This is a genomic window from Kaistella sp., assembly GCF_032060305.1.
Taxonomy (GTDB): Bacteria; Bacteroidota; Bacteroidia; order Flavobacteriales; family Weeksellaceae; genus Kaistella; species Kaistella yananensis.
The window spans coordinates 18,101-43,226 of sequence record NZ_DAMBHK010000005.1 but is presented as its reverse complement, the minus strand read 5'-3'; the positions used below and the strand labels follow the sequence as shown (position 1 = coordinate 43,226).

At 43.4% G+C, this 25,126-nt stretch carries 16 protein-coding genes; 2 read left to right on the top strand and 14 right to left on the bottom strand.

Going from position 1 to position 25,126, the window contains the following annotated elements; all coding sequences use genetic code 11:
* Positions 1-18: 18 nt before the first annotated feature.
* From V5N63_RS01420 to V5N63_RS01405, 4 genes are all read right to left on the bottom strand, one after another.
* A complete protein-coding gene (locus V5N63_RS01420) occupies positions 19-3,366 on the bottom strand; it encodes an Ig-like domain-containing protein (RefSeq protein WP_332032350.1) in 3,348 nt (1,115 codons plus the stop codon).
* Between the two features lie 43 nt (positions 3,367-3,409).
* Positions 3,410-3,853 (bottom strand): hypothetical protein, encoded by a 444-nt coding sequence (locus tag V5N63_RS01415; RefSeq protein ID WP_332032348.1) that lies wholly within the window; start codon positions 3,851-3,853, stop codon positions 3,410-3,412.
* A 288-nt stretch (positions 3,854-4,141) separates the two neighbouring features.
* Complete coding sequence (locus tag V5N63_RS01410) at positions 4,142-7,420, bottom strand: T9SS type A sorting domain-containing protein (RefSeq protein WP_332032346.1); 3,279 nt, start codon at positions 7,418-7,420, stop codon at positions 4,142-4,144.
* A 213-nt stretch (positions 7,421-7,633) separates the two neighbouring features.
* Complete coding sequence (locus V5N63_RS01405) at positions 7,634-10,099, bottom strand: T9SS type A sorting domain-containing protein (RefSeq protein ID WP_332032344.1); 2,466 nt, start codon at positions 10,097-10,099, stop codon at positions 7,634-7,636.
* 734 nt (positions 10,100-10,833) lie between these two features.
* On the opposite strand from V5N63_RS01405, the gene V5N63_RS01400 reads away from it, so the two are divergent.
* Positions 10,834-11,817 carry a lipoate--protein ligase gene (locus V5N63_RS01400; protein WP_332032342.1) on the top strand — a complete coding sequence of 328 codons (984 nt, stop codon included), beginning with the start codon at positions 10,834-10,836 and terminating at the stop codon, positions 11,815-11,817.
* A 659-nt stretch (positions 11,818-12,476) separates the two neighbouring features.
* Here the strand turns inward: V5N63_RS01400 and V5N63_RS01395 are convergent.
* Both V5N63_RS01395 and V5N63_RS01390 read right to left on the bottom strand, forming a co-directional pair.
* Entirely contained in the window at positions 12,477-13,703 is a 1,227-nt protein-coding gene (locus tag V5N63_RS01395; RefSeq protein ID WP_332032340.1) for a glycosyltransferase family 4 protein, read from the bottom strand.
* Between the two features lie 413 nt (positions 13,704-14,116).
* Positions 14,117-15,202, bottom strand: coding sequence for a hypothetical protein (locus tag V5N63_RS01390; RefSeq protein WP_332032338.1), 1,086 nt, complete (start codon positions 15,200-15,202; stop codon positions 14,117-14,119).
* Between the two features lie 508 nt (positions 15,203-15,710).
* Here V5N63_RS01390 and V5N63_RS01385 point away from each other — a divergent pair.
* A complete protein-coding gene (locus V5N63_RS01385; RefSeq protein ID WP_332032336.1) occupies positions 15,711-16,139 on the top strand; it encodes an endonuclease domain-containing protein in 429 nt (142 codons plus the stop codon).
* 304 nt (positions 16,140-16,443) lie between these two features.
* On the opposite strand, the gene V5N63_RS01380 is transcribed toward V5N63_RS01385, so the two are convergent.
* The 8 genes from V5N63_RS01380 to V5N63_RS01345 are packed head-to-tail and all read right to left on the bottom strand — an operon-like array spanning position 16,444 to position 25,112.
* A complete protein-coding gene (locus tag V5N63_RS01380) occupies positions 16,444-17,658 on the bottom strand; it encodes a hypothetical protein (protein WP_332032334.1) in 1,215 nt (404 codons plus the stop codon).
* Position 17,659: 1 nt separating this feature from the next.
* Positions 17,660-18,718 carry a glycosyltransferase family 4 protein gene (locus V5N63_RS01375; RefSeq protein ID WP_332032332.1) on the bottom strand — a complete coding sequence of 353 codons (1,059 nt, stop codon included), beginning with the start codon at positions 18,716-18,718 and terminating at the stop codon, positions 17,660-17,662.
* Positions 18,715-19,902 (bottom strand): glycosyltransferase, encoded by a 1,188-nt coding sequence (locus tag V5N63_RS01370; protein WP_332032330.1) that lies wholly within the window; start codon positions 19,900-19,902, stop codon positions 18,715-18,717. Before V5N63_RS01370 ends, V5N63_RS01375 begins: the two co-directional genes overlap by 4 nt.
* Before the next feature lie 37 nt (positions 19,903-19,939).
* Entirely contained in the window at positions 19,940-21,037 is a 1,098-nt protein-coding gene (locus tag V5N63_RS01365; protein ID WP_332032364.1) for a glycosyltransferase family 4 protein, read from the bottom strand.
* A gap of 13 nt (positions 21,038-21,050) precedes the next feature.
* Complete coding sequence (locus V5N63_RS01360) at positions 21,051-22,118, bottom strand: glycosyltransferase (protein ID WP_332032328.1); 1,068 nt, start codon at positions 22,116-22,118, stop codon at positions 21,051-21,053.
* Between the two features lies 1 nt (position 22,119).
* Positions 22,120-23,244: a glycosyltransferase family 4 protein gene (locus V5N63_RS01355; RefSeq protein WP_332032326.1), complete on the bottom strand. Its 1,125-nt coding sequence runs from the start codon at positions 23,242-23,244 to the stop codon at positions 22,120-22,122.
* A gap of 25 nt (positions 23,245-23,269) precedes the next feature.
* On the bottom strand, positions 23,270-24,208 hold the full coding sequence (locus tag V5N63_RS01350) for a glycosyltransferase family 2 protein (RefSeq protein ID WP_332032324.1): 939 nt from the start codon (positions 24,206-24,208) through the stop codon (positions 23,270-23,272).
* Position 24,209: 1 nt separating this feature from the next.
* Positions 24,210-25,112, bottom strand: a complete 903-nt coding sequence (locus tag V5N63_RS01345; RefSeq protein WP_332032322.1) for a glycosyltransferase family 2 protein — start codon at positions 25,110-25,112, stop codon at positions 24,210-24,212.
* Between the last annotated feature and the right edge of the window lie 14 nt (positions 25,113-25,126).

The window sequence follows — 25,126 nt, the reverse complement described above, 5'->3', positions numbered from 1 at the left end:
TCCATCAGATATTGATTTTTATTTAACGATCTTTTTAGCAGTAACGTTACCGTTACGGTCTGCTTTCAGAACATACATTCCGTTGCCAAGGGCAGTACCCGGAATACGCATCGCATTTTGGTTGGGTTTGGCGCTCCAGATCAGCCTGCCGGCACCGTCATACACTTCCAGACCCGTAATTTTAGCACCCCTGGATCTGATCACAAAATCATCGCGGTCTCTAAATATTAAAAGGTCATCTTTCAGAGAACCTGCTGTGCTCAGAATGGTTTCCGGTTTATAAATGATCTCAAACCTACCATCACTGATTCCTTTGTTTGCAGCGAAAGTATAATTTCCGGTTTTAAGGTTGGTGAACGTGTTCAACAATTGGTCTTTAAGGTAAATATCCTGACCGACAGCAAAAATACCTTCGGCTTGCTGAAGGGAAATGGTGTAATTACCGTTCTGGAAAAAATTGGCTCCCAGAACAACTTTGTCATGCTCACCAAACAATCCTTTGCCCTGAATAAGAACTTTTCTGTCTCCAGCTTTAGAATAAAACACATCGGAACTCAATCCCATAATCTCCGCATCATAATCCTGTTCATAATCAGCAGTTGCCCCTTCCACATACCCTATTAACTGTGTATTAATAAGATTTAGCGGAGATTCCAGCTGTAACCAGAAACGATTAATGTCGCCACTGCTCTTCTGGTAAAAAGTGCCTGATGTACTAACCCTCAAATCCTGACCGGCACCATAGGAATTTTTGAACACCAAAGGAACGGGACCGCCAATATCCTTTTTCTGAACGATAAAGCCCTGACCTACCTTTACAATACCATTGGGTGCAGATTGATAAGTGCCTCCTGTAGGCGGATTTCCACCGATACCGTTGAATACTGCATAATTATTACCACCATAACCCGATCCTTGTTGATTTGGAGTGTAGGTGCTGTTGGTCCAGAAATAAGCGGTATTGTAAATCAGTCCGGAATTATTCGCATAGAGCTTCGTGAAGTCTATATTCGAAGGATAAGGATTCCCTACGAGATTAAAGCCGTGCTGCACCGTTCCCACATCAGGAGACCTTTTAATACTGACGGATACTTCCCCGTTGTTCGGCACACCACGGAACAAATAGGTTTTGTCGTACCCGTTGGAATAGCCGTCTTCTGCCCGGATGGCATAACCTTTACCGGGGGCAAAAGTAACATCCGGCGTGGAAACAAAATAGTCGGTGGCTTCGTTATATTCAAAGAAACGGTTGTTGGGTGTTCCGGGCGAGAAACCGCCTTCTCCAACATTCCCCCTCAGTTTCTGGCCGCTTACCGGTGCGCTCCAATAGACATAATCCATCTGAGCACCCACACCCGTCGGCATATTGTTCATATCGGTGACCTCTCGTTCAGCACTGATGGGATCCGTATTGATAACGGGATTGATCTGGATTAAATTCCCGTCGTTTTTCACCACGAAGTTATCAGCATTCCCGGTTTCGTTTTTAATGAAATCAGTTACAGTAAGATTGCCGGCAATTTCGAGTTTTCCGCCGGATTTAACGGTGATGTTTTTGGCCTTTGCATCAGGAATGTTAACAGTCACAAAAGTACCATTCGGAATTTTAACACAATGATTACTAGTAGGTACACCAACGGGTGCCCAGGTTGCCGCCGTGTTCCAGTTACCGTTCGCTGCAGTCCAGCTCTTATCCCCACGCTCTACTGTAACAGTCGTATTTACAGGACAGCCAACAGCAGTTGTAGCAGAGACTGTGTAGGTGGTGGTAACAGATGGAGACGCATACAATGTAGTGGCGTGCTGCCCGGAGACATAAGGAACATTCCCCCCGACATCGGTGAACAGACCCGCTACCGGTGACCATGTGACCGTAGTTGGCTTCGGCACTCCTGATATGGCGATATTATCTATAGCCCAATACCATGCATAATTTGCGTTATACCGGAAACGAAGCTGTAAAAAAGGCTGCCCGGCATAAGAATCCAACGAAATCGTTTCAGCTGCAAAACTGGTCGCTCCACCCACCGTAGAGCTGTACTGTCTTAACGTCGTCCACGTAGTACCATTGGTACTTATTTCAACATATGCAGTACTTGCTGTCTGAAACTGTCTGAAGTGATGATAAAAAGTTAGATTAACTGGTGTGTTGTAATCATTTAAGCTGAAAGGTGGAGAAATGAGGCTGCTTTCCATGCTATACGGTCCCATCGCATCACTATTGACCATCGCGAAAACACTTTTGTCATTACTTGAGAATCCTCCACCACTGTCATAGAGTGCCCATTGCGCATTATTGATATTACCTCCGCTGGCAGATGCGCTCGTAATCCATGGATTAGCCACGGGATTCCATGTTTCATTAAGTGCTTGATCAGGAATATTCCCGCCACTCACCACACTGATCTGGCGGTATTCATCACTACAGGCAATGGCTTCCACGGGATCTAATACAATTAATGTAGGGGTCGGTGTAACGGCAATGTTAATTAAACTATAAGCTGCATTTACTCCGGTAGGACAGCCAGGTTTTGTCGCAACTACTCCGTAAAGAGTGGATTGTGCTGGACTTACACTCACTGAAGCACCGCTTCCTACCAATGTTCCGGTATGCGTATTGTTATCCCAATCGGTATACCAGGTGTAGGTATAACCCGCTGTTGTACTGCTTGCAGTGAGCGTTGTAGTTTCGCCCGGGCAGATGACATATTTGGAAGCGGTTGCGCTAATCGGATCGCAGGTAATTATCGCAGAACCTTTTACCTCAATATTATCAACAGTTAATCCAGGATTATTTATTGTACCAGTATTAGCTACAAAACTCCATCCCAAATAAAAAGTAGTATTTGCTATTGCTGCAGGTAGTGCATAATTGATGACAGTTTGTGTATTTCCGTTCCCCATCCTTAAATTTGTCACAAGAGTGCTCCAGGTATTTCCATCCAGGGAATACATAAGTCTTCCGTAATCAATATTATTCTGCCCGTTACATTTCCACAGATAAGACAATGTAATATTATCATAACCCGTCGCATTAATTTGATGATAGATTAACGGGGAAAAATTAGGATTTGTATTTTGATTGTTTACGTAACTACAGGTTGCCGTTGTTGTTGAGGTGATGCCAGTAACCTGCATACTTCTTGTTCCTGCAATTAAATTTGCAGGACAATTTTGAACAGTAAAGTAGTTGTAAGAAAATGATGGTGCATTTCCGAAATAACCTTGTTGCCAGGTTCCAACCCCTCCTAAAGGTATGGTTTCAAAATTTTCTTGAAAAATTGTAACTTGGGCCTTCGAGTAACCTATTGCCAATAAAACAAAAATCAGAGAAAATTTAAAAGGGTAAAGTAAATATTGTTTCATGGGATATGTTTTAGAAATATTTTAATGGTCTGACGAACATTTTTCAGTTGGCTTCTGTAGTAATCAGTTCCATTTTAGTAATTTTTTCCCCCTTTGGATGACATTCTTCATCATACTGCTTAGGTACCACCAAAGTCACAGGCGGTCTACTATCCACTACAGCTGTATTCTGGTTATTATTATATAATGCCGCTAAAATATTTTTACTTAAAGACTTTGTTTTTTGAGTATCCCTTTGTTTAACTTCTGAGGGTTTTTCAGCGCTAATTGAACCACAGCCAATATCATTTACCATAGCGCTTTTTTGAAAAGCAGTCTTTTTGAAAATAACATCTGCATTTTTTTCCTGTAGTACAGGTGCAGTCCCCTTTGAGGAAGAATTACTAAGCAATTGTTGGGATTGCTGTTTCTGACCTCGCACTGATATAAGCATTAACATGAGGATAACACTTAACCACAATTTTTGTCCGGATAAATTTGTTTTCATAACACTTGTATTAAGATTGATAAATAAATATTTTCTACCATTTATCAAAATTAACTAAATAATCAACAACTAATCATTATTTTTTTTTAATGAATAGTTACGAATCCAATTTATAAAATAAATATATCATATTAAAATAAACAGTGCTTACATTGCTCGTTACTTAAAACAGCGCGAAACCTGATGCTCTATGGACAAGATGTTAACCCTTTCATTTTCCGTAGAGTTTACAAAAAAAATCCCAAACCTTCTCAAGTTTGGGATTTTCTATGGCGTTTAAAAAAATGTCTATTTCAGGATTTTCTTTGCTGTAACAACACCGTCCTGACTAATTTTCAAAATATAGACCCCGCGGTTCAGGTGGTCTCCGCTAATCACGACTTTCGTGTCATTCGGTTTGGCGGTATAAACTAAACGGCCGCTGGCATCGTACACTTCCAGCATGGTTATTTTTTTAGACTTTGCTCTTACCACAAAATCTCCGCTGTCTCGGTACACCATAAGCTCATCTTTTGTAACCGCGTCGGTATCCAGGATGGTCGGTGATTCATACACAATTTCAAACCGGCCCTCTGTGAGTCCTTTCGTCGCTTCGAAGGTATAGGCCTGTGCATTCAGGTCAACCCAGCGGTTCAGCAGATTGTCCTTTAAATATACTTTCTGTCCGGCGTTGAATATTCCCTCCGGATTTTCAATGGCGATGGTATAAGTCCCATTTTTAAAGATATTGGCACCTAGCAGTACCTTATCGGTAGGGTCAAACGCCGCTTTCCCCTGGATCTGCAATTTTCGACCTTCCAAAGTGGAGTAAAAGATATCAGAGCTCATTCCCATAATTTCGGCATCATAATCCTGCTCAAAGCCGTTGGTGGCTCCGTCGATATAACCGATCAGCTGGCGGTTCACAATACTGTCGGCGGAGATCAGTTTCAGCCAGAACCGGTCTTTTTCTTCATTCTGACGGCTGTAGAAGGTACCGACATTAGATACCCGCACTGGGGTGCTGCCGTTTCGGTTTCTGAACTGAACCTTCTGGCCCAGTCCCAGGTTCTTTACCTGCACAATGAAGCCCTGTCCTACCGTAACAATTCCGTTGGGAGTCGTGGTATTGCTTGTAGGATTGGAAGGGTTATTATCAGCCGGTGCGGTTGCCGCAACTCCCCCGGTACCGTTCCACACGGCGTAATTATTCTGTCCGTAACCTGACCCTTGCTGGTTCGGTGTAAAGAAATTGTTGGTCCAGAACCAGGCGGTATTATAAATCACATCTTCGTTCAGCTGATAAAACTGCTCGAACGACATATTGCTCGGATACGGGTTACCGATCAGGTTATAACCGTGAACAACATCAGCCGCGGCACCGGTGTTAAGTGAGCGCTGCACCTCCCTTTCAATAAGGCCGTTATTCGGTACGCCTTTGAATTTGTAGGTTTTCGAATAAGGATTCGAAATTCCTGTTCCACTTTCTGCCCGGAAGGCATAGCCTTTGCCTGGAACAAAGTTGGGCTCTGTTGCTAAAGGTACCGCCTTAAACAGATCGTTCGGCTCGTTATACTGGAAAATCCTGTTTGCCGGAGTACCGGGAGAGAAATCCTGTAGATTCTGACCGGTTACCGGAGCACTCCAGTACAGATAATCCATGTGGGTAGAGATATTATTGATGTCGCTTACCAATCTTTCGGCAGTAATGCTGCCGGTGTTTACCGCACCGTCTTCAATCTGGATGAGGTTACCGCCGGTCTTTATTACGAAGTTGTCTCCGTTTCCGTGGTTGGTGATTTTTCCCCGCACATTTAATACTCGGTTGGCAGGAATAGTGACACCTCCCGTACTCACCACTTCGCATTCACAGATATTTAGATTAACAGCTGGCACATTATAAACACCTGTGAAAACAGCCTTTTCATTCGCAGTTGGAGCTGAAGGAGACCAAGATGATCCATTCCATGTTTTATAAACCGCGTTACTGGTTAATACCCGGACGTCATCGATAAGCCACATTCTATTGTTACCACCTGTATTAGCGGTAATTCTAAATTTAAGATTCGAAATATTGGCAGATGCAGGAATGTTCAATACAAATTTTTTGTACCTGAGTTCGGTAGATCCAAAAAAACCGATGTTCCGATTTGTTTCTTCCGCTGGCAAATTATTTCCATCATAATCACCCGATAAAGTCTCACCTCCATTGAAATCATAAAAATAGTAAGTATTGGAGCTGTTTGAGCCATTAAGTTTCAATTCTTCTGACCATGTATTGTCCGGTTTTAGCACAAAAAGTTTAATTTCATCATCAGAATTAACTCCTCTGTTATTTGCGGTAGCAAACGCTGCAATTCTAAATTCAATCGCAACATTTTTCTGGCCACTGATATCGAGACCGCTTGCTCCGCCAAATTCTACTGTTTTCGAAGCATTTCTTACATACCATGAAGTGGAGGAACTGGTGTGAAGATTACTATTATTTGGGAAAAGTCTGATACCTAAGGTATTGTTCACCGCTCCTGCATTATTATTAGTGGTAAAACCTCCAATCAAATCCGACGACGGATTATAATCAGCTACAAGAGTTTGGACTCCAGGTGCCATCGAATTGACTGCAAAAGCAGTGCTTTCTAAGTTACAGCTGGCTCCCATACCCACTACTGTAAAGGTATAGGGACTGGGTGCAGAATTGGAATAAAGATTGATTTCGGCGGTACGGATACCGTCTCCTAAGGGGAGAAAACTGATAGTAAAAGTTTTCATCCTGGCACTGTTATTATCTGCATCATTGATGGAAACCCCGATATTACCTAAAGCAGTTGGCGTTACCGTAAAGTCTCCAGAATTTACACCTGTCACTGTGATGTTAGAAACATTAAGGACCGAACCATTGTCTCCCTGAAAGTTTCTCACCCTGAATGTTCTGGTAAGGGCAGGATCAGTAGTCTGTCTGGTTCCGAAGTCTGTAGTTAAAGCCACAGATGCCGGTGACAAATGAGGAATATGAACATTTGAATTATTATAGACTTTAATATTAGGTGATCCTGAAGTAAGCTTCAAATTGTCAAGTCTTAAACGCGCCCCTCCAATCGTAGCAAAATTAGATGTAATTCTAATTTTAAGATCAGCTTTACCATTAGCGGCTACTGGAAGATTGAAAGATGCATTCGCTGTATCTGTACTGTTAAAGAGCGCAAACATGGTTACAGTTCCTATATCTACATAGGAGTTACCCGCACCTGTGTTAGCCTGCGCATTCCAGGAGCCTGCAATGAATAAAGCTGTGAAATCTGCATTGAATGAAATCACCATACTTTGATGTCCTGTTGCATCAATAGAAAGTTCCAGATAGTTCCCATCTACTGTTGTAGACAGCATATTATTATCGAAAGTGGCCGGAATTTCATTTCCTGAGGGGTTATAATACTTTAACACCGGATTTCCTAGTGCGCCTGGATCAGCCGTAAGGTTATTGGTAAACTGGTAATTTACGAGCGTTGTCTGCGCAAAAAAAGCGGCAGACCACAGTATAAATAAGGCTGTAAGAAGGCGGTTTTTGAGAAAATGTAAACTTTTTTTCATATATTATAATTGTATTTTTTTACCTGGGACGACATGTGCAGCAGCAAACAGACTGATGCTTAAACCGATATCATCGCAAAGATAAGATTTTTTTTTAATTCTCTAAGAGGCAAAAATCATGCAATGCCGGCGCAATTTTGCGCTCAGTTGCAAAAAATTATAAAAAAAACCTCAAACCATAAATCTGAGGTCGGTTTACTGAAAGCTGCGGTTTTAATGCAGCACCTTTTTCGTTATGACACTGCCGCCGGTGTGAACCTTAAAGAAGAAGACCCCTTTAGGATAACGCTCCGAATTAACCGAAATCTCTTCTCTCCCCGGACGTTCAGCATACACCATTCTGCCGGCACCGTCGTATACTTCAAGAAGACTGATTTTCTCCCGTGATCTGATCACATAAAGGGTTCCGTCTCTGTACACCACAATTCCATCTTTCGCAGGTCCGGAAGCCACCGGCGTTGCCTGAGGCTGATAAAGAACCTCGAACCGGCCTTCATTGATTCCGGCTTTTGCTGCGAAAGTGTAAGGCTGTTCCGACAGATTGGTAATAAGTCCGGTTTCATAATCCTTAAGATATACCGCCTGCCTGCCAGTGAAAATTCCTTCCGGCTGCTGAAGCGCAATGGTATAGTTTCCTTCCTGATCAAAATTGGCACCCAGCGGTACCCGGTCTGCCGCCCTGAAATCCTGAGCTTTCCCCTGAACCAGCAAACGCTGGTCATTGACCACAGAATAAAAAAGATCAGGAGTCATAGACAGCGCCTTCGCATCGTAGGTCTCATCATACCCGTCTGCCGCCCCGGCGAAATAACCGATCAGCAGGGTATTGTCTTTTTTATCCGGAGACGTCAGTGCCAACCAAAAACGGTTCATGCTGCCTTTCTGATAAAAGGTTCCGGCATCCGCCACACGTACCGGTGCAGTGCCGTTCATATTTTTAAAGGTAAAAGTCCCGTCTCCCAAAGCTGTTTTCTGGACAATGAATCCCTGACCCACCTTAATAATGCCGTTCACTCCCGGATTGTTGGATCCTCCTTTGGTATATGCCAAATAATTGCTTCCGTCATAACTGGATCCCTGCTGGTTCGGCGTATAGATTTTATTGGTCCAGAACCAGACTTTCGGCTGAATAACAGTTGTGTTCAGATTATAAAGTTCATCAAAACTGATGTTGGAAGGGTAAGGATTGCCCAACAGGTTGTAGCCGTGGTCAACGGTTCCCGTGTTGGGAGATTTTTTAATGGTGACATTAAGATCTCCATTATGCGGCACTCCTTTGAACTCATAGGTCTTGGAATACCCCACTACGTTGGGAGGATAACCTGCCGATGTTTCAGCCTGTATGGCATAGCCTTTTCCCAACACAAAGTTGCCTGAAGCCTGCGTAAACAGATCGTTCGTTTCATTGTACTGGTAAATCCTGTTGGGCAGCGTACCCGGCGAAAAAGTCTGAAGGTTCTGTCCTGCAACCGGGGAACTCCAGAAAACATAGTCCATCGCGGTCCCTAAAACATTATCCATATCAGTCACAGATCGCTGTACCGTCACCGCACCGGTGTTAGGCACGGGGAGTTTCTGGATTAAGTTTCCGTCGGATTCTACCATAAGCTGCGTAACCACTCCCTGATTGGTGACTTTTTCAATCACATTCACAAAAGTATTCCCTGACACTGTAAGAACTCCAGCAGGTGTAACCGTACAGCTGCAGGCAGAAAAAGAGCCTTGCGATTCAGTAGTATAACTGCCGCTGATCACTGCATGGCGGTGATTCTGTTCAGTAGGAATACCGGCAGACCATAAAGTACCGTCAAAAGTAGTGGTTCCGTCAACACTCACGGTGATCCGTTTAACACTGGTCAGTGTTCTGCTTTTAAATACTGCAGTAACAGTAAGCTCAAAAACATAGTCTCCCGCCTGGGTTAGAGTTCCTATAACCGGACTTTGAACCGTGGTGGATGCAAATGCAAAACCGGATGAAGCAGGCTTACTGATAAGAGTCCAACTGTAAGATGGCGTCAGTGTAGACAGGGATCGGATCACAGAACCCAAAAGCGTAATCGGTTTATTATCAGACAGACATACTGCGATCGGATCTGCAAAAGGTGCAGCTAAAATAGAACCTCCAATACTATTCACTTCATCGAAAGTACCCGCAGCAGTATTTCCGCTTCCGCTACAAGCTGCGTATTTAATCAGACCTATATATAAAGCAGTATTGTTATTACATTCATTTTCTTTATAGTCTAGAGGATGCATCCCCTGGCTGGGGTTGGCACTGCTGTTAATATCAATAATGAGTTCTGAATTTTGAGGGAGATGAAGTTCAGTACCCTTCTTAAAGAATACGACGCCATGATCTATAACAAACTGATTTGTTCCGGTGAGTGTTAGATTTGCGTTTAAAGTCAAGGTACCCTTCACAACGATATTCCCTGTGGTAATATTGAGAGAGGAACTGACAGTTACGTTATGTCCAGCTCCAATTGTCACAGCATAATTACCTCCAGGATTTCCAGGATACTGACCGGCAGTTGGATTCACCCAGGCCGTACCGTTATAAACCTGCCAGGTGGCAGTTGAATTCCAGTTGCCACTTCCTACGGACTGGTAATCTCCGATATTCTGAGCGTAAACGATACTGAAGCAGGTAAAAAATAAGAAAAGGAGTATTTTTTTCATCGTGGGTATTTTTTTAAGATATAATAAGAACCATATACAAATATATGGATTAAATCATTCTAAAAAACCCGTGATTTCACCCTTAAAAAACATGACCTTAATATGGGGTCATCCGGAAAAAGTTTAATTCATACCCAAGATACCTTCTTGATACCGAACAGCCTTACGGTTTCCCGTATAAATGGAAAAGTAGCAATTCTTTCAAGATCAAATGCTTAAAAAATTACAGCATAGACCGAACACCCATCGCTGCACCGTTTTTTCCGAAGGAGGGCGTATCACTCCGCAGGAGTCTCACAGTGGCGAAGCCGCAACGATGCAGTAATGATTACCCTGCATCTGTACTTTAGACGCCTTCTGAGCGACAAAGATCTATGGGGAAAGCGTGGTGATAACAATGAATGGGGGAAACTTTTTGGAAGGATGACGGATGATGGATGCTTAAAACTGCGCTTCCGAAATTCCATAAAGTTTTTCTAGTTGTAATACACTGAACTTTCTACTCTCAAAAAGAGACACAATTTCTCTCTTAAATTCTTCGCTGAAAACCCGTTGCTTTTAAAGTTTTCTTAAATAAGCTTTCATCATGCGGTGACTTTTTGGTCAACCTCTATCAGGGACAGACATCCCCCTCTTCCCTACCCATCACCCATCACCCAGCATCCAACTCCCCTCTTCCCTCTCCCAGCTCCCATCACCCAACATTTTTCCCTATTTTTGCAAAAACATTCCCCATGCTCATCATCGACTCCCCTTCGAGCAACGCCTATTTCAATATCGCAAGCGAAGAATTCCTGCTCCACCGTTTTCCCACGGAAGATATTTTCCTGCTCTATGTGAACGCGCCCTCCATTATTGTTGGAAAATTCCAGAACACGCTGGCAGAAATCAATCTCGACTATGTACAGGATAAAGAAATCAAAGTCGTAAGACGGATGTCGGGAGGCGGCGCGGTGTACCACGACCTGGGCAACCTCAACTTTTCTTTTCATACCCTTCTGGGCGACCATGATTTCGGGGATTTCTCGGTCTTCACCCAGCCCGTCCTCCGGTTGCTGAACCGCCTCGGCGTGCCTGCCGCACTGCAGGGCCGCAACGACCTGCTGGTTGACGGCAAAAAGTTCAGTGGCAATGCGAAACTTGCCAAAAACGGGAAAATGATTCAACACGGTACCCTGCTCCTCAATTCAGAAATGGAGGTTCTGGGGGAAGCCCTTAAAGCCAACCCGTTGAAGTTCATCGACAAGGCCACCAAATCCAACCGGGCACGGGTAACCAACCTCATCCATTATCTGCCTGAGGACACCACAACGGAAGTACTGAAAAACCTGCTGACGGACGAGATCATCAGCAGCAATCCCGGTGCGGAACGCTATGAACTGACAACCGAAGACCGGGAAGGCATCGAACAGCTCATGAAAGAAAAGTATGAAACCTGGGACTGGAACTTCGGCTTCTCCCCGAATTACAGTTTTCAGAAAGCCATCAAGGTGCCGGCAGGATTTATTGAAGTCCACCTCGATGTCGTAAAGGGCAACATCGAAAAAGCCAAGATTTTCGGTGATTTCTTTGCGCCGAAACCCATTGAAGAACTGGAAGACCTGCTCATCGGGCACAAGCATGAGGAAGAGGAACTGCGCAGCATCCTCGAAAACGTCGATTTAACCGACTACTTTGGAAAGGTGACGGTTGAGGAAGTGATGGAGGTGTTTAAGTGACTTCATTGCGGGGAGTGCAGCGAAGCGGAACGACGAAGCAAGCCTATGAGCAAATCCTACACTGTCAAAACACATCTTTGTCACTCCGGAGGAGCCTTGCCGCGGCAAAGCCGTAACGGTGCCCACTGTCATAGTACTTAGCGCAGCGACAAGCTACCGCTGCCGAGAAGCAAAGGTCATCCAACTTGCAGCTCCCCGCTTCCTGCTCCCCGCACCCCGCACCAAACAAACCGTTCAGCAAAGCCCTCACTTTCAACACAGGTCTTTGTCACTCCGGAGGAGACTCACCGCGGCGAAGCCGTTACGGTGCTAATATCATAGCGCAGAGTGATGCAGCCTCTTTTGCAAAGCAAACCTACCGCAGTGTTTTGATGAAGTCAAAAGCGCCCTATGCTGCGAAACCGAAGGATTCCCCTGGTCAAGAAGCGGGCTTTATAACCACTTTTTGTCATCCCCTGCAGCTGTTTTACCGAAGAAATTCCGTTAAAAAGAAGGATATAGTGACATGAATTTTGCTTCAGAAAAAAACTTTCTGCAGGGAGTCACATGTAAACGTTAAAAATAAAATGAATGGAGATGAAAATCCTCCAACACATAAACCCTTTATCCATGGTGGAGCACCTGAAACCTTGCATCAGACATCCAGCACCCATCATCAACTAAGACAGAAACGCAGATGCTTTGTCTATAATGATGCGGGTAAGTCTTTTGGTGCGGCTTGAGGAAGGGGTGGACAGCAGCCAGCGGCGGTCGTACTCCTCACGGATCTGTGACCAGAGCAGGGTCTGGGTAAAGCGCCCTTCAATACTGTTTCGTGCATTGGACTGCAGTTTGCCATAGAGTGCGTGATCACTGTAAAGGCGGTACATCGCCTGTTCGAGTGCAGTTTCATCCTTTACCGGCATCAGCAGGCCGTTCACGCCATCGGCGATAATCTCGTTGCAGCCGTTGATATTGGTTACAATGCACGGCAGATTCATGGCTGCAGCCTGCAGCACTACATTGGGGAAGCCCTCCCGGTAACTCGGGAAGGCAAGCGCATCACTCACAGCGAAGTAAGGGCGTACATCTTCGCGGAAACCCGTGCTGATAATATTGGGATTCTGTGCAATTTCTTTAAGGGTTTCCGGCAGCAGGGGATCGAGTTTTTCCTCATAGTTCCCTACGAGCAGGAGTTTAAAAGGTCCTTTATGCTTTTTAGACAGCGCGGAAAAGGCGGAAACCAGTTCGTTGATGCCTTTGTCTTTCACGAGCCTCCCTACAAATACGAAAGTGAAATCGTTTTCGGTGATGCCAAGCGAAGTTTTTATTCTTTTAACTTCCTCTTCCGGATACTGTTCAGGATTAAAATGCTGAAGGTCGATGCCGTTGGAACTCCCGTTACCAATCACTTTCAGTTTTCCGGCACTGCAGAACCCGTAGTCTTCAATGATTTTCTCCATATTGAAGGAATTCGGATACACCCCGTTGGCAAAGGAGTAGGTTGTACGTTCCGCGATCTTGAGCACCTGCTTTTTCAGGCCTTTGGCCTGCAGCAGCGGTAAACCGGCCACCGTATGCATGCGCACAGGCACGCCCGCAAAAAATGCTGCGGCCATCCCGATAAGTCCCGCTTTCGGGGTATGGGTGTGCACGATTTCGGGGCGGTGGGTTCTGAGGAATCTGTAGACCTGCCAGAAGGATTTCAGATCTTTGAAAGGGGTAATTTTGCGGGTCATCTCAATATGATGATGGCCAATGCCATATTTGTCAGCAATCTTACGGAGGCTCTCACGGTCCGACGACACGGCAGTAACCTCATAATGTTCATTCATGAAGTGGAGTTGGTTCCCCAGCAGTTTGTCGAGTGACACGGGTACCGTCGTTATTCTCACTAATTTTTTCACAACATCAAAGCTGTTTTAACAGCAAATTCGGTTCATATAAATCTCACTACCCCCTAAGATTTTAAGATTTTTTTTCCTCCGCAATATTACATAAATTATACCAATAACGGGATAAAATTCAGTCATTTTAACACTAGAAACTATAAAATAAATCCCATTTGTTCATCACCCTGATAACGGAAACCCAGACGGAATATTTTGAAGGACCTCAAATTACCCAGCATCAAGCATCTTGCCTTTAGCTTAGGGCTTATGGCTTCTTGCCTCTTACATCCAACCTCCATCTTCCATCTTCCATCTTCCAGTATTCAGCATCCATCTTCCCGCACCCATCTTCCAGCATCTCTCACCCATCTTCCATCTTACATCACCCATCACCCAGCATCCAGCATCCAGCACCATCTTCCATCCCTTCAGGAAAACAACCTCTTTTTCGAAGCACCTGCCTCATTTACAGCAACTCCAAAAACCTCCACCAGCAGGACGGCAAAGAACGGCATTCCCATCACCCTCGTCCTCATGATAATGCCGTAGTTGGCGTAGGCATAAACATACATCAGGGTGAAGATGAACAGCATGATTACAGGAAAAACGAAGAGCATCTGCTTTTTCAGGATACTTAAATATTTTACTGAATAAAAAGCTGCAAAGAGGGAAAGCACCAGGAGCATGGTATTTTCAATACTGATCACCCCATACAGCCCTCCTTCCTTTTCAAATGGCAGCGGACGAAACCAGAACGTAAAGAATTTATAAGGCAAAGGATACCGGTCAAGGGGAACATAGCCGTCTGTTGTTTTAAAATAACTGATATGGGCTTCATATTTCTGAAGAACCCGCTGAAATCCACCACTGAAATCCTGAAGGCCGGCGAGCAGCCACGTAAACAGGCCCGTCATCAAAGCGAGTACGCCCAATAACACTGCTTTTCTTTTTAAAGAAAGCGGGAGCGTGAACAGAAGCGCCAGAACATAACTCAGGGCAAGCACAAACGCCACATGCGGGCGGATGACCGCTACTGCCAGCAATGAAATAATGAGCCATACACTGAAATACCTCTTCCGGCTGAGTTCAGCACAAAAGATGGTGAGCGGAATAAGAATCAGCGCTTCCTTCCCGATGAGGGAAGTCCAGAAGTGGAAGTTGGGAAGCAGCATCAGCAACACCACCAGAATCTGTAATTTTACCTTACTTCCTGCGAGCCGCATTAAATTCCGGTAAAGGATGAGCACGCCTGCAAAACTGAGCAGACTGAAGATGAGGAAGCCGCTCCAGAACGGAAGATTAAAAAACTTGACGAGCGGAAAAGTAAGCAACTTCACCACATCAGTACCCGGTTTCAGGAAATCAGTCCATGACGAAGCAGAAAGGTCCTGTCCGAGAAACCAATACCGTTCTGCATCCCCGTGATGGGTCAGGATGTATTGGTATCCTATCCAGGCGAACAGCAGATGGTAGGCCAACAGCAGAACCGGAAAAACACGGTGGAGGATTTTCATGCTGCCGTAAAAATAGGAAGATTTTTGTTAAAGCTTTGAAAAAAAATAACGTAAAGTGTTTCTAATTCCATCCCTCCAAAAGGAGAACCGCGTATTCCCCTCCTCTGGAGGGGTGGCCTTTCATCGCAGATGAAAGGACGGGGTGGTTTTTCCTGCAGGATATCAAAGTTCAAAAACAGGGAGTGATGAAGGCCACGTTGCACCACCCCACCGGTACGCCAGAGGCGTACCGGCACCCCTCCAGGGGAGGGGAATATCCCGGTGTATCACAGAGAATCGGATAAAGCTGTACGGTGGAACTTTACCGGCATCTACATTATCAACACCCGAAGGAATAAAATGGCACTTCCGAAAATTGAACAGTGCTGACTTCCCAAAAACTCCCTCACAAAAGAAAAACCGAGCATTCCCCTCCTCCGGAGGGGTGGCAGCCGCGCCAGCGGATGACGGGGTGGTCTCACGGCCTGGCTATTTCTCATAATTCCCTATCTTTATTTAAAAGAAACACATGAAAATCCTCACCCACATCCGGGGTACTCCCATCCGAAAAAACAGAATTGAAAATCTGCCTTATCATGCAAAGCTGAAACCTCTGCTTCCGGATAAAAGGAAAGCCCGGATTCTTTGTGAATTACTGTTCTGGAAACAGGTTCACCGCGGCAGGTTCCACCAAATTGATTTTGACCGGCAGAAAATTATCGGAAACTATATTGTAGATTTCTATGTTAAAAATTTAGGTCTGGCTATTGAAATTGATGGCTGGAGTCATGACTTCAAACAGGAATATGATAAGAAGCGACAATCTGATCTGGAAAGTTATGGAGTAAAGGTGTTCAGAATTTCAAATCATGATATTAAAAACAATATGGTAATTGTCATAAAAGACCTGGAAAACTTCATCATGGAGCATTATGGGATAAAGGAATCTGCTGAATAAACTCCGGAAAGAACCGTCCTTTGGGTGGAAAAACAGCCCTGTCGGTTGAAAAATAACCACCCCATCCGTGCGCACACGGACACCCTCCAGGGGAGGGGAATATCCCCGTGGATCTTAGAGAATCGGATAAAGCTGTACGGTGGAACTTTACCGACATCTACATTATCAACACCCGATGGAATAAAATGGCACTTCGGAAAAATGCCCAGTGCTGACTACCCAACACCTCCCTCACAAAAGAAAAACCGAGCATTCCCCTCCTCCGGAGGGGTGGCCTTACGGCTTTGCCGGAAGGCCGGGGTGGTTACCCTTTTGCTATCTTTTCCTTCAGCTTCGGATTCTGCCGCAGTTTCTCCTGATACGCCAGCATCTGCTCCCTGGCCACCTGCTTCTGGTAGGAGAACACCCACATCAGATAGATGAGCATCCCGGGCAGGAACATATTGCGCATCCGGATCATAATGCCGACATTCCCCAGCGACTGGGAAAAAGCGAAAGACCCAAAGATCAGGAAGAAGACGAGCCCTTTAATCACAAAGGGCGCCTTTCTGAAGGCGGTCAAAGGTTTGCTAAGCATAGCTTTTAAAAAGACGATAACAAAAATCAGGTTTTCAATAGAAGCGATCAGTCCATTAAGATTGCGGACATCAAAGAAAAAAGGTCTGAACCAGAAGGTAAGCACCTTCAACGGAAAAGGCATCCCGCTGACATCAATACGTGATCCACTGGAAGCCCGGCTAAGCACGCTTGACTTGGCTTCCGCAAACTTATCAAATCCCTCAGCGGACGCCTCTTCAATCTTGGCAAATTCCATGACGGAAGGCAAAATCGCCAAACCGATGCCGATCAGTACCCCGGAAAAAAGCACCCGCTGAAAGACCGAGACCTTTCCCCCAAAAATATAAGCAAGTCCAAACCCTGCCATCAGGAACAGTACGATGTGCGGACGTATGGCCAAAGCCAAAAGGACGCTGAGTACCAGCAGCGGAATCCGGGTAATGGGTTTAAGGATGCCATAGGCAAACATGCCGATGCAGAGAAAAAGCGTGGTGTCCTTCCCGACCCCGGCACTCCAGAAATGGAGGTTGGGCAGAAAAAAGATCAGCGGAAAAAGAACATACCCGAACATCATGGTATTGAAGGTGATGGTCTTCACCGCCACCATATAAAAGAAAGTCAGCCCCATAAAACCAAAGAGGGAAAATAACAGCGTGTTCGACAGGTAAGACATGTTGAGCAGGTTCGAGAACATGAAGTTAAACGCATACATAAACATAGTACCTTCCCCGTTGAACAGCCCCTCTTTAAAAGTATCCATCGTATAGGCTTTGGGCACCCGCCAGTACCCTATCGCATCGCCTTGGATAAAAAAACAGTAGTAGGTGCCCAACAGCAGATGAAAGAAGAAAAGTTTCTTTAGCATGTCGGTATCCCTTGCTGTCAACTGGCTGCTGAACAGGTTGATAAACCCCAGCCCCAGGACTATAATGATCGGTATGTAAAAGAGATCCAGCAGCATATTATATTGGTTTTCTCAGTAATGCAATCCATTTATTCGCTGTCACCTGCAGCGCATATTTCTCCTCAACCATTTTTCGGCCGGCATTGCCAAAGTCTGCTCTTTTCTTTGCATCACTGACAAGAAGCTTAACCGCCTCCCGCCATTCGGATTCGCCGGTAGCCGTATAGCCGTTGATATCTTCCTGCACCACTTCCTTATTCATGCCGACCGGAGACGCGATTACCGGTTTGGAACACGCCATGTACTGGATGAGTTTATAGGAACATTTCCCCTGTTCCCACAGCGAATCCTGAAGGGGCATAATCCCGATGCTGAAGGACCGGATCATCGCCACCTCAGTCTCCTCGTTCCAGGGAAAGAATCTGATTCTGTCCCCATAATCCTGCTCCGGCTGCACCCCGACCAGATGAAAGACCATATCATTTTCTTCGACAGCCTTCTGCAGCCATCCCATCACGGGCATTACATGTTTCTCAAAAGTCGTTTTCGTGCCAATCCAGCCCAGAACGACAGGCTGATCGTCCGCAGGAATTAACTTCGGATAGCGCAAAAGATCGATAACGGTAGGGATGATATCGATGCTTTTGGCACCTGCCTGCTCTGCCCGTGCTGCCAGATAAGAATTACCTGCTACCACCGTGTCCGCATACCTCATCACGCGGTCGATCTTTTTCCCTAAAACACGGCGGATCATCGGATTGGGATGCCGGTCGTAATTATGAAAAATCGCATCATCGTAATCTGCTATATACTTCACCCCCAAAAGCGAAAGCCACCGTTCCGCAAAGGCAGGCAAATACGGGAACACTTCTTTTTCAATCACAATACGGTCATATTTTGCCGCAGAGAACAGCTTTAACAACCTTTTTGTATACCCTTTTACCGCTTCCTTCAATGTGGATGTACCGGCATAGAGATTCACGAGGTACTGCTCACTGAAGAGCGGACTCATCTCAACCTTAAAACCGGCATCCTCCAGCCACGGTACGTACTGGTAACTGCGGAGACGGCTGCTGCCGGCGTTGCGGGAATATTTGGTGAAATACAGGATTTTCATAAAATTCTCAATACGTTAAGATACGACGCTGCCGCAGCCTCCAGTGAAAAATACTGCTGCGCGGTTTCGCTGATGCCGCTTCTGTCGGCAAAGATAGCATTTTCTGCAAAGGTCAGGATTTCCGGTAGCTGCGCCGCCATTCCTTTGCGGTGGTCGTAGAGCAGGCAATCTTTAAAGTGCTGAAGAATGGCATCACTGTCGCCAATGCCTTTGCTCGCCAACACCGGTAGCCCGCAAAGCAGGTATTCCCCCAGTTTGATCGGAGCGACCCCTTGCATGCTGAAGGAAGGCTGACGGAGAGCAAAAGCAAAATCCGCGGCATTTAGATAATCCGGAACTTCCGCCACCGGGACTTTTTCAACGGTAATTCTGGAAGAAAGACCAGGCGGGATCTGACTCTCCGCATAGTCTGTATTCCCCGTCAGGATAAGGAAGTGCGCGGGATGAGTTGCGGCATAGTTTTGAAAAACCTCCAGCATTTCCTGGAAACAATATTGCGGCCCCAGCGAGCCGGCATACACGAAAAGCAGTGCATTCCCTATCCCTAACCGTTCCCTTACCGCTGTTCTTTTATCCTGATCATACCTGAACTGTTCCGTATCCCTGCCGTTCAGCACGACCGAGAATTTAGACCGGAAGTCTTCACCCAATGTCTGGAGGTGAATGTCCACCGCTTTTTGGGAGCGGGTAATGACATAATCCGCATTTTTCAGCATGCGGGTTTCAATGCATTTCATCCAACGGTACTGCCGGCTCTCTTTTTTGAGTCCTGCAAAATCCACCCGTTCTTCAATCGGTAGCCCGTCCGCATCGAAGATGATTTTAAAGTTTCTGTTTTTTATGTTGCTGACCATGAAGGCCGGAAAAGTACTCCGCGGCATCACGATGTCAATATGGTGTTCTTTGATGTACTTCTTAATTTTCCCCGAAGAAGTAAAAAGGGTGATCATACTCCCCAGAGAAGCCACCGGTTTTTTCAGAATGGGAACAGCGGTATATCGGATGCCAAAATCTTCCGCAATTTTTTTTACCGCAGTGGTTTTCTGCCCGTCTGCCCAGGTGAACTGCATGACATGAAAAGCAAGATCCTCACGTTTTGCGATTTCGTGGAAAATGGGCATAAACAGCCCTTCCATATACGAAGTCTGTGGACCGTCCCAGGTGATAAAGAGGAGGTTTTTCATGTTAGTTTTTCAGATATTATCTTAATGTCGCCCAAAGTTATTTGATTCCTTTCTTTTCCAGCAATTCTAAATAAAGTTTTTCCACCGCTTTCACATACCGTTCCTCGGTGTAGTTTTCGATGGCTCGGCGATATCCTGCTTCTCCCATTGAAGCACATGCATCGGTATGTTCATAAAAATAATGTATTTTCTCTGCCAGTTGTTCCGGACTGTTAGGAGGAACTAAAAAACCGGTTTCCTGATCTTTCACTACATTCTGTAACCCCCCTACTTTGGTCGCCAATACGGGAAGGTGATGCAACATCGCTTCTGCAGCCACCAAGCCAAAGCCCTCCCTTTGGGAAGAGATGCAGAACAACTGCATCAACCGATAATAAGGCGCGGTATCGTATTGATAGCCGGTAAATATCAGCCGATCAGCGATGCCTAACTCGGTCGTTTTATCCCTAAGCAATTGTTCATCGGGTCCTCCACCGACAATCAGCAATTTTAAGTGAGGCAAATTCAACTGCTTGACCGCTTCCAAAATATCCGTGATTTTCTTGTGGTCATTGAACAATCTTCCCACAGAACCTACGATGAAATCACTTTCCTGTATGCTGTACTTTTCCTTTAACTGCGATATTTCCTCTGCTGAAACTTCGCGCGGAATTTCGACTCCGTTGTTGATGGTGATGACTTTTTTAGCAGATACTTTTGCGGTATTGGTCAGGTAATCTGCCACATTGGGAGCAATGGCGATAAACCGATCGGCTGCCCAAGAAAAGATGCGCAACAAGAAATTTGCTTTCGCGGATCGGTTTTGCGGATCAGAAGTTTCTTCGAGCAATACAATAGGAACTTTTTTGATAAAACCATTGATGGCCGCCATGGTGACCCCTTCATACACCGCACCGTGAATAATATGGGGTTGGAAATCCTCAATAATCTGCTGAATTTTTCGATGCTTTTCCCAATGAAAAGGCCCATTAAAGTCACCAACTTCAATGATTTCCACACCGTTTGCTTCAATTTGTTCGGCGATATTTCCACTTTTGAAAGTACCAACGAGTTTCATTTTAAAGGCAGAACCTTTAAATGCTTTTGCAAGCGAAAGGCGTCTGCGTTCCACGCCACCGCCTGTAACGGTGGACATAATATGTAATACTCTAATCATGATGCAAATGGTGATAAAATCCTTCTATATTTTCGATATACCGCTCTACGGTAAACTTTTGGCTTACTTCTTCGTGCCCTTTTTCTCCAACTTTAAGGAGAACGGAAGCATCCATCGCCATAATCTCGGTCAGTTTCGAAGTCAATTCTTCGGTATTTTTCGGATCAAATAGCCATCCATTTTCGCCCTCTTTCACAAATTCGGGAATGCCTCCAACTTTGGAACACAAGACCGGGATTTTCAAAAACATCGCTTCGGCAGCGGCAATCCCGAACCCTTCTGAATACGAAGGCAGAATAAATAAATCTGCATTGGAGAGGAATTTGGACGGTTCGGAGGTGAAACCGGTAAAGGTGATTTGATCTTGCATTTGAAGTTGAGCGGATAAGGCCTCCAAATGTTCGCGCTCTCTTCCATCACCCACAATGGTGAGGTGAGCATCCTTAGGACGGGAATTGGCAAATGCACGGATCAAAGTCTCCACATTTTTCACTTTTTCCAATCTTCCGACATATACGATTTCAAATTTTTCTGATGCTGCTTTAGGAGATTGCCTGGGTAAACTCACCGGATTATAGATGACTTCACCTTTGCTTGCAGGAATCTCTTTGATTTGCACCAAATGATTTTTTACGGATTGAGACACCCCAATAATGCGATCGGCAAACCGGTACACCTGTCTGAATACTTTCTGAGCGGTTGAAGAATGATTCGGAATTCCCACTTCTTCACCGATAATGGTTTTCACCCCTGCCAATTTCGCTGCAATCATGCCATGAAAATTGGCTTCTGCAGCTGCGGTGTGTACCACATCGGGCTTTAATTTTTTGATCAGTTGATAGACTTTCCAAATATTGGCGATATTCTTGATGGCAAAAGGTTGATTCAGAATATGCACTTCAAATCCTCTTTCCCTAAGCGTTTCTTCGGCATTTCCCCCAAAACCAATGGCCGCAAAAACATAGTGATGCTTGAGCAGTTCCGGTTTTTCCGTAAAACTCAGATATTGTTTTTCTTGTCCTCCGAAATCTAGGAGGGTAGTGAGGCGCAGGATTTTCATTTTAGATGGTGCTATAGAATTGGTGCCATTTTTCCATGATATTTTCAACGGAATACTCGTGAGCAATTGTTTGGGATTTCGCCCCCATTGCATTTCTTAATTCATTGTCCGAAATCAATTTTCCGATTTTTTCCGCCAACAATACTCTATCTCGATTTTTGATTAAAAACCCATTTTCATTATCTTTTACCAAAACCTTTACGCCTCCTACAGATTCAAAGGCAACTACTGGTAGCTTATGGGCCATGGCCTCCAAAATAGTTAAACCAAACCCCTCGTAAACTGCAGTATGAACATAAATAGACGAATGTAAATATTGCTCATAAATATTCTTAACAGATCCTTTTAAGATGACTTTATCTGTCAATTTTTTTTCATTTATGAGGTCTTGTAACTTCGATTTTAAAGATCCATCACCATAAATATGGAGTTTCCACTCCGGATATTTATGGGCTACGAGAAAATAAGATTCAATTAATGATTCAAAATCTTTTTCGACCTCTAATCTCCCTACAGCGATTACTATTTTATTCTCTAATTCAGATGACTCAATGTTTTCTGTATCGATGAAATTCGGCATTACAACAATTTTCTTCAAATACTTACTCCAGAAATCAGCATCCTCTTTTGTCAGGGTAACAGAACAATCCATCTTCTTTTGAACCATAACCGCATTACGGAAACGAAAATATCGCCAAATCTTCTTGCCGATAGAACGTACATTATCCCTTAAAAGTTTTTTATAAGTAAATCTATTTTCTTTGATTTTGTAAAAAGAGTGTCCATTATTGCCCTTGTAAAGAAAAGATTCTGCACCTAACGAAGAACAAATGTCAAATTTATGTTCGTTGATGTATTCATATAATTCCTTCTCTTCTTTATGAGAATTAAAAAAAATATATTCCAGCTTTTCTGCTAAAGTATTTTTGGCAAAGGAGATGGGAATGTTCACCAATTTAACTTTCGGATTAATAGGATAGTAGCTTTTTAAACTATTTTTGTTAGTCGTAACGATAGTGATATCATAATCATAATTTTCTACAAGATAATTAACTCTTCCTGTAAGTGCTCTTTCGCTTCCACCTGAATTTTCAAGAGAACCAATAACATACAACAGCTTTTTCATGATTGAGAAGTTTAGTTTTTTTTAATTACGTATGTAGATATCTAAATATAAATTTAAAATACCTTCTCGTTAATTTTTTAAATGTATTATTTTTTAATAAATAGTTACCAATTCTAAAAGGAATCAAATAATAGAGTTCAGCGAAAAAAAACTTATTTGTAATTATATTTTTAATATGGTTACTTTCCTTTTCAGTGTCTTTTTCATATTTGAAATGATAAAGACTAGAATAAATAAATTTGCTGAGAAACTCATAAAAATCCTTATTATCTACTTTGTTTTCATTAAAATACAACGTTTCAATATTAGCAAAAAATCTATTCTGATAGTTTTTTGGCGCTACCGTTAATTGGTTTTCATCTTCATCAGAATAATACACTAAAGTATTTCTAATATAGTATGCATTTCCCCCACTTGCGACCGCACGAAACCAAACATCGATATCTTCGCCAGATTTTAAAATCGGATTAAAACCCGCCTCTGACTCAAAAAAACGCTTTGAAATTACCGTCGCAGAAGTAAAAAAATACATATTTCGTAATGCATTCTTAAAATATTCTTTGATTAGAAAATAGTCTAGCTTTTTATTTTCCGTTTCAATTTTAGCTTTAATTCGAGAATAGTGTGAACCGATAATTTTAATGTTTTGTTCCTGATGGATAACCTCTGCCATCTTTTCCAAATACAATGGGCTCCAATAATCATCGGCATCTAAAAACGCAATATAATCGTGAGTTGCTGCAGCAATACCGGCATTTCGCGCTGCAGAAACACCCTGGTTTTGCTGTTGAATCAAGGTAACTTTTCCTGAATAATTTTGCGCTAGGAGTTCTGCAATATCATCATTGGAACCATCGTCAATGACGATAATTTCGTAATCTTTGAACGTTTGATTCAAAACCGCATCCAGACACCTTTCGATGTATTTTCTTTTTTTATAATAAGGAATGATTACGGAAAACATATTAAAGAATTGATCCTGATTTATAAGACGCTCTAAATTTATTTATTTTATGATAATGAAAAAGAGGATATGAAAAAAGCTCACAAGCTCCTTTAATATTCATTCTAAAAAGTTGTTGTCCAGCATATCGAAATGTATTTGACATCGCTTTCTTATAGGAAATATTAGGATTGGTCATAATTTCAACCTTTTTTATAGAAAGTTTTCTATTCTCAAATGCTGTACTCATTTTTCCTTCTCTTTCCTCTCTTAAATGATGAATAAAAACATTTGGTACAATAACACATATTTTCTTATGAAATCGCAGTCTGGACAAAAAATTAGAATCTTCCCCATAATGATAAAAAGCCTTTGAAAACAAACCACCTAAAGATTGTATCGTTTCAACCTTAATTAACCATGCTGCCGCATTTACAAAACCTATTTGATAAAATTCTTTTGTTTTCCCTAAAGAAATATCGGAAATATAATGAGGGCAGGAGCCTGAGGTAATGTATTCTTCAAATTTTTTGTCTAATTTATTACCATCATCATTTAAATGTAAAGGAGAAACCACCCCTATACTCCGGTAGCTATCATAAATTTTGATGAGCTTTTCAATATTGTTTGGATAGCTTATAGTATCCTGATTCAATAGGTAAACAAAATCAGCATTATTCTTTTTCGCCAATTCATACCCTAAATTATTTGCACCTGAAAATCCTAAATTTTCTTGCTGCGGAAAAATTTGAATGCTTGGAAAATTCTTTTTAATAAATGCAACGGTTTCATCTGTTGAATTATTATCAATAACAATGATTTCTAATTGAACATGATCTTCTTGAATAGTATTAAGACACCTCTCAATCCACTTCATTGCATTATAAGTTACAATGATACAATACACTTTATTTTTTTTCATCATATTAAACTATGTTT

Coding starts and splice junctions, on each gene's coding strand:
- V5N63_RS01380 (WP_332032334.1), bottom strand. CDS start 17,658: ATGCTGCTGGATCTCTTTTACATACCGATCATTATAGTCCTGGGGCTG.
- V5N63_RS01375 (WP_332032332.1), bottom strand. CDS start 18,718: ATGAAAATCCTGTATTTCACCAAATATTCCCGCAACGCCGGCAGCAGC.
- V5N63_RS01410 (WP_332032346.1), bottom strand. CDS start 7,420: ATGAAAAAAAGTTTACATTTTCTCAAAAACCGCCTTCTTACAGCCTTA.
- V5N63_RS01385 (WP_332032336.1), top strand. CDS start 15,711: ATGAAAATCCTCACCCACATCCGGGGTACTCCCATCCGAAAAAACAGA.
- V5N63_RS01370 (WP_332032330.1), bottom strand. CDS start 19,902: ATGAAAAACCTCCTCTTTATCACCTGGGACGGTCCACAGACTTCGTAT.
- V5N63_RS01405 (WP_332032344.1), bottom strand. CDS start 10,099: ATGAAAAAAATACTCCTTTTCTTATTTTTTACCTGCTTCAGTATCGTT.
- V5N63_RS01365 (WP_332032364.1), bottom strand. CDS start 21,037: ATGTCCACCGTTACAGGCGGTGGCGTGGAACGCAGACGCCTTTCGCTT.
- V5N63_RS01415 (WP_332032348.1), bottom strand. CDS start 3,853: ATGAAAACAAATTTATCCGGACAAAAATTGTGGTTAAGTGTTATCCTC.
- V5N63_RS01345 (WP_332032322.1), bottom strand. CDS start 25,112: ATGATGAAAAAAAATAAAGTGTATTGTATCATTGTAACTTATAATGCA.
- V5N63_RS01355 (WP_332032326.1), bottom strand. CDS start 23,244: ATGAAAAAGCTGTTGTATGTTATTGGTTCTCTTGAAAATTCAGGTGGA.
- V5N63_RS01400 (WP_332032342.1), top strand. CDS start 10,834: ATGCTCATCATCGACTCCCCTTCGAGCAACGCCTATTTCAATATCGCA.
- V5N63_RS01350 (WP_332032324.1), bottom strand. CDS start 24,208: ATGTTTTCCGTAATCATTCCTTATTATAAAAAAAGAAAATACATCGAA.
- V5N63_RS01390 (WP_332032338.1), bottom strand. CDS start 15,202: ATGAAAATCCTCCACCGTGTTTTTCCGGTTCTGCTGTTGGCCTACCAT.
- V5N63_RS01420 (WP_332032350.1), bottom strand. CDS start 3,366: ATGAAACAATATTTACTTTACCCTTTTAAATTTTCTCTGATTTTTGTT.
- V5N63_RS01360 (WP_332032328.1), bottom strand. CDS start 22,118: ATGAAAATCCTGCGCCTCACTACCCTCCTAGATTTCGGAGGACAAGAA.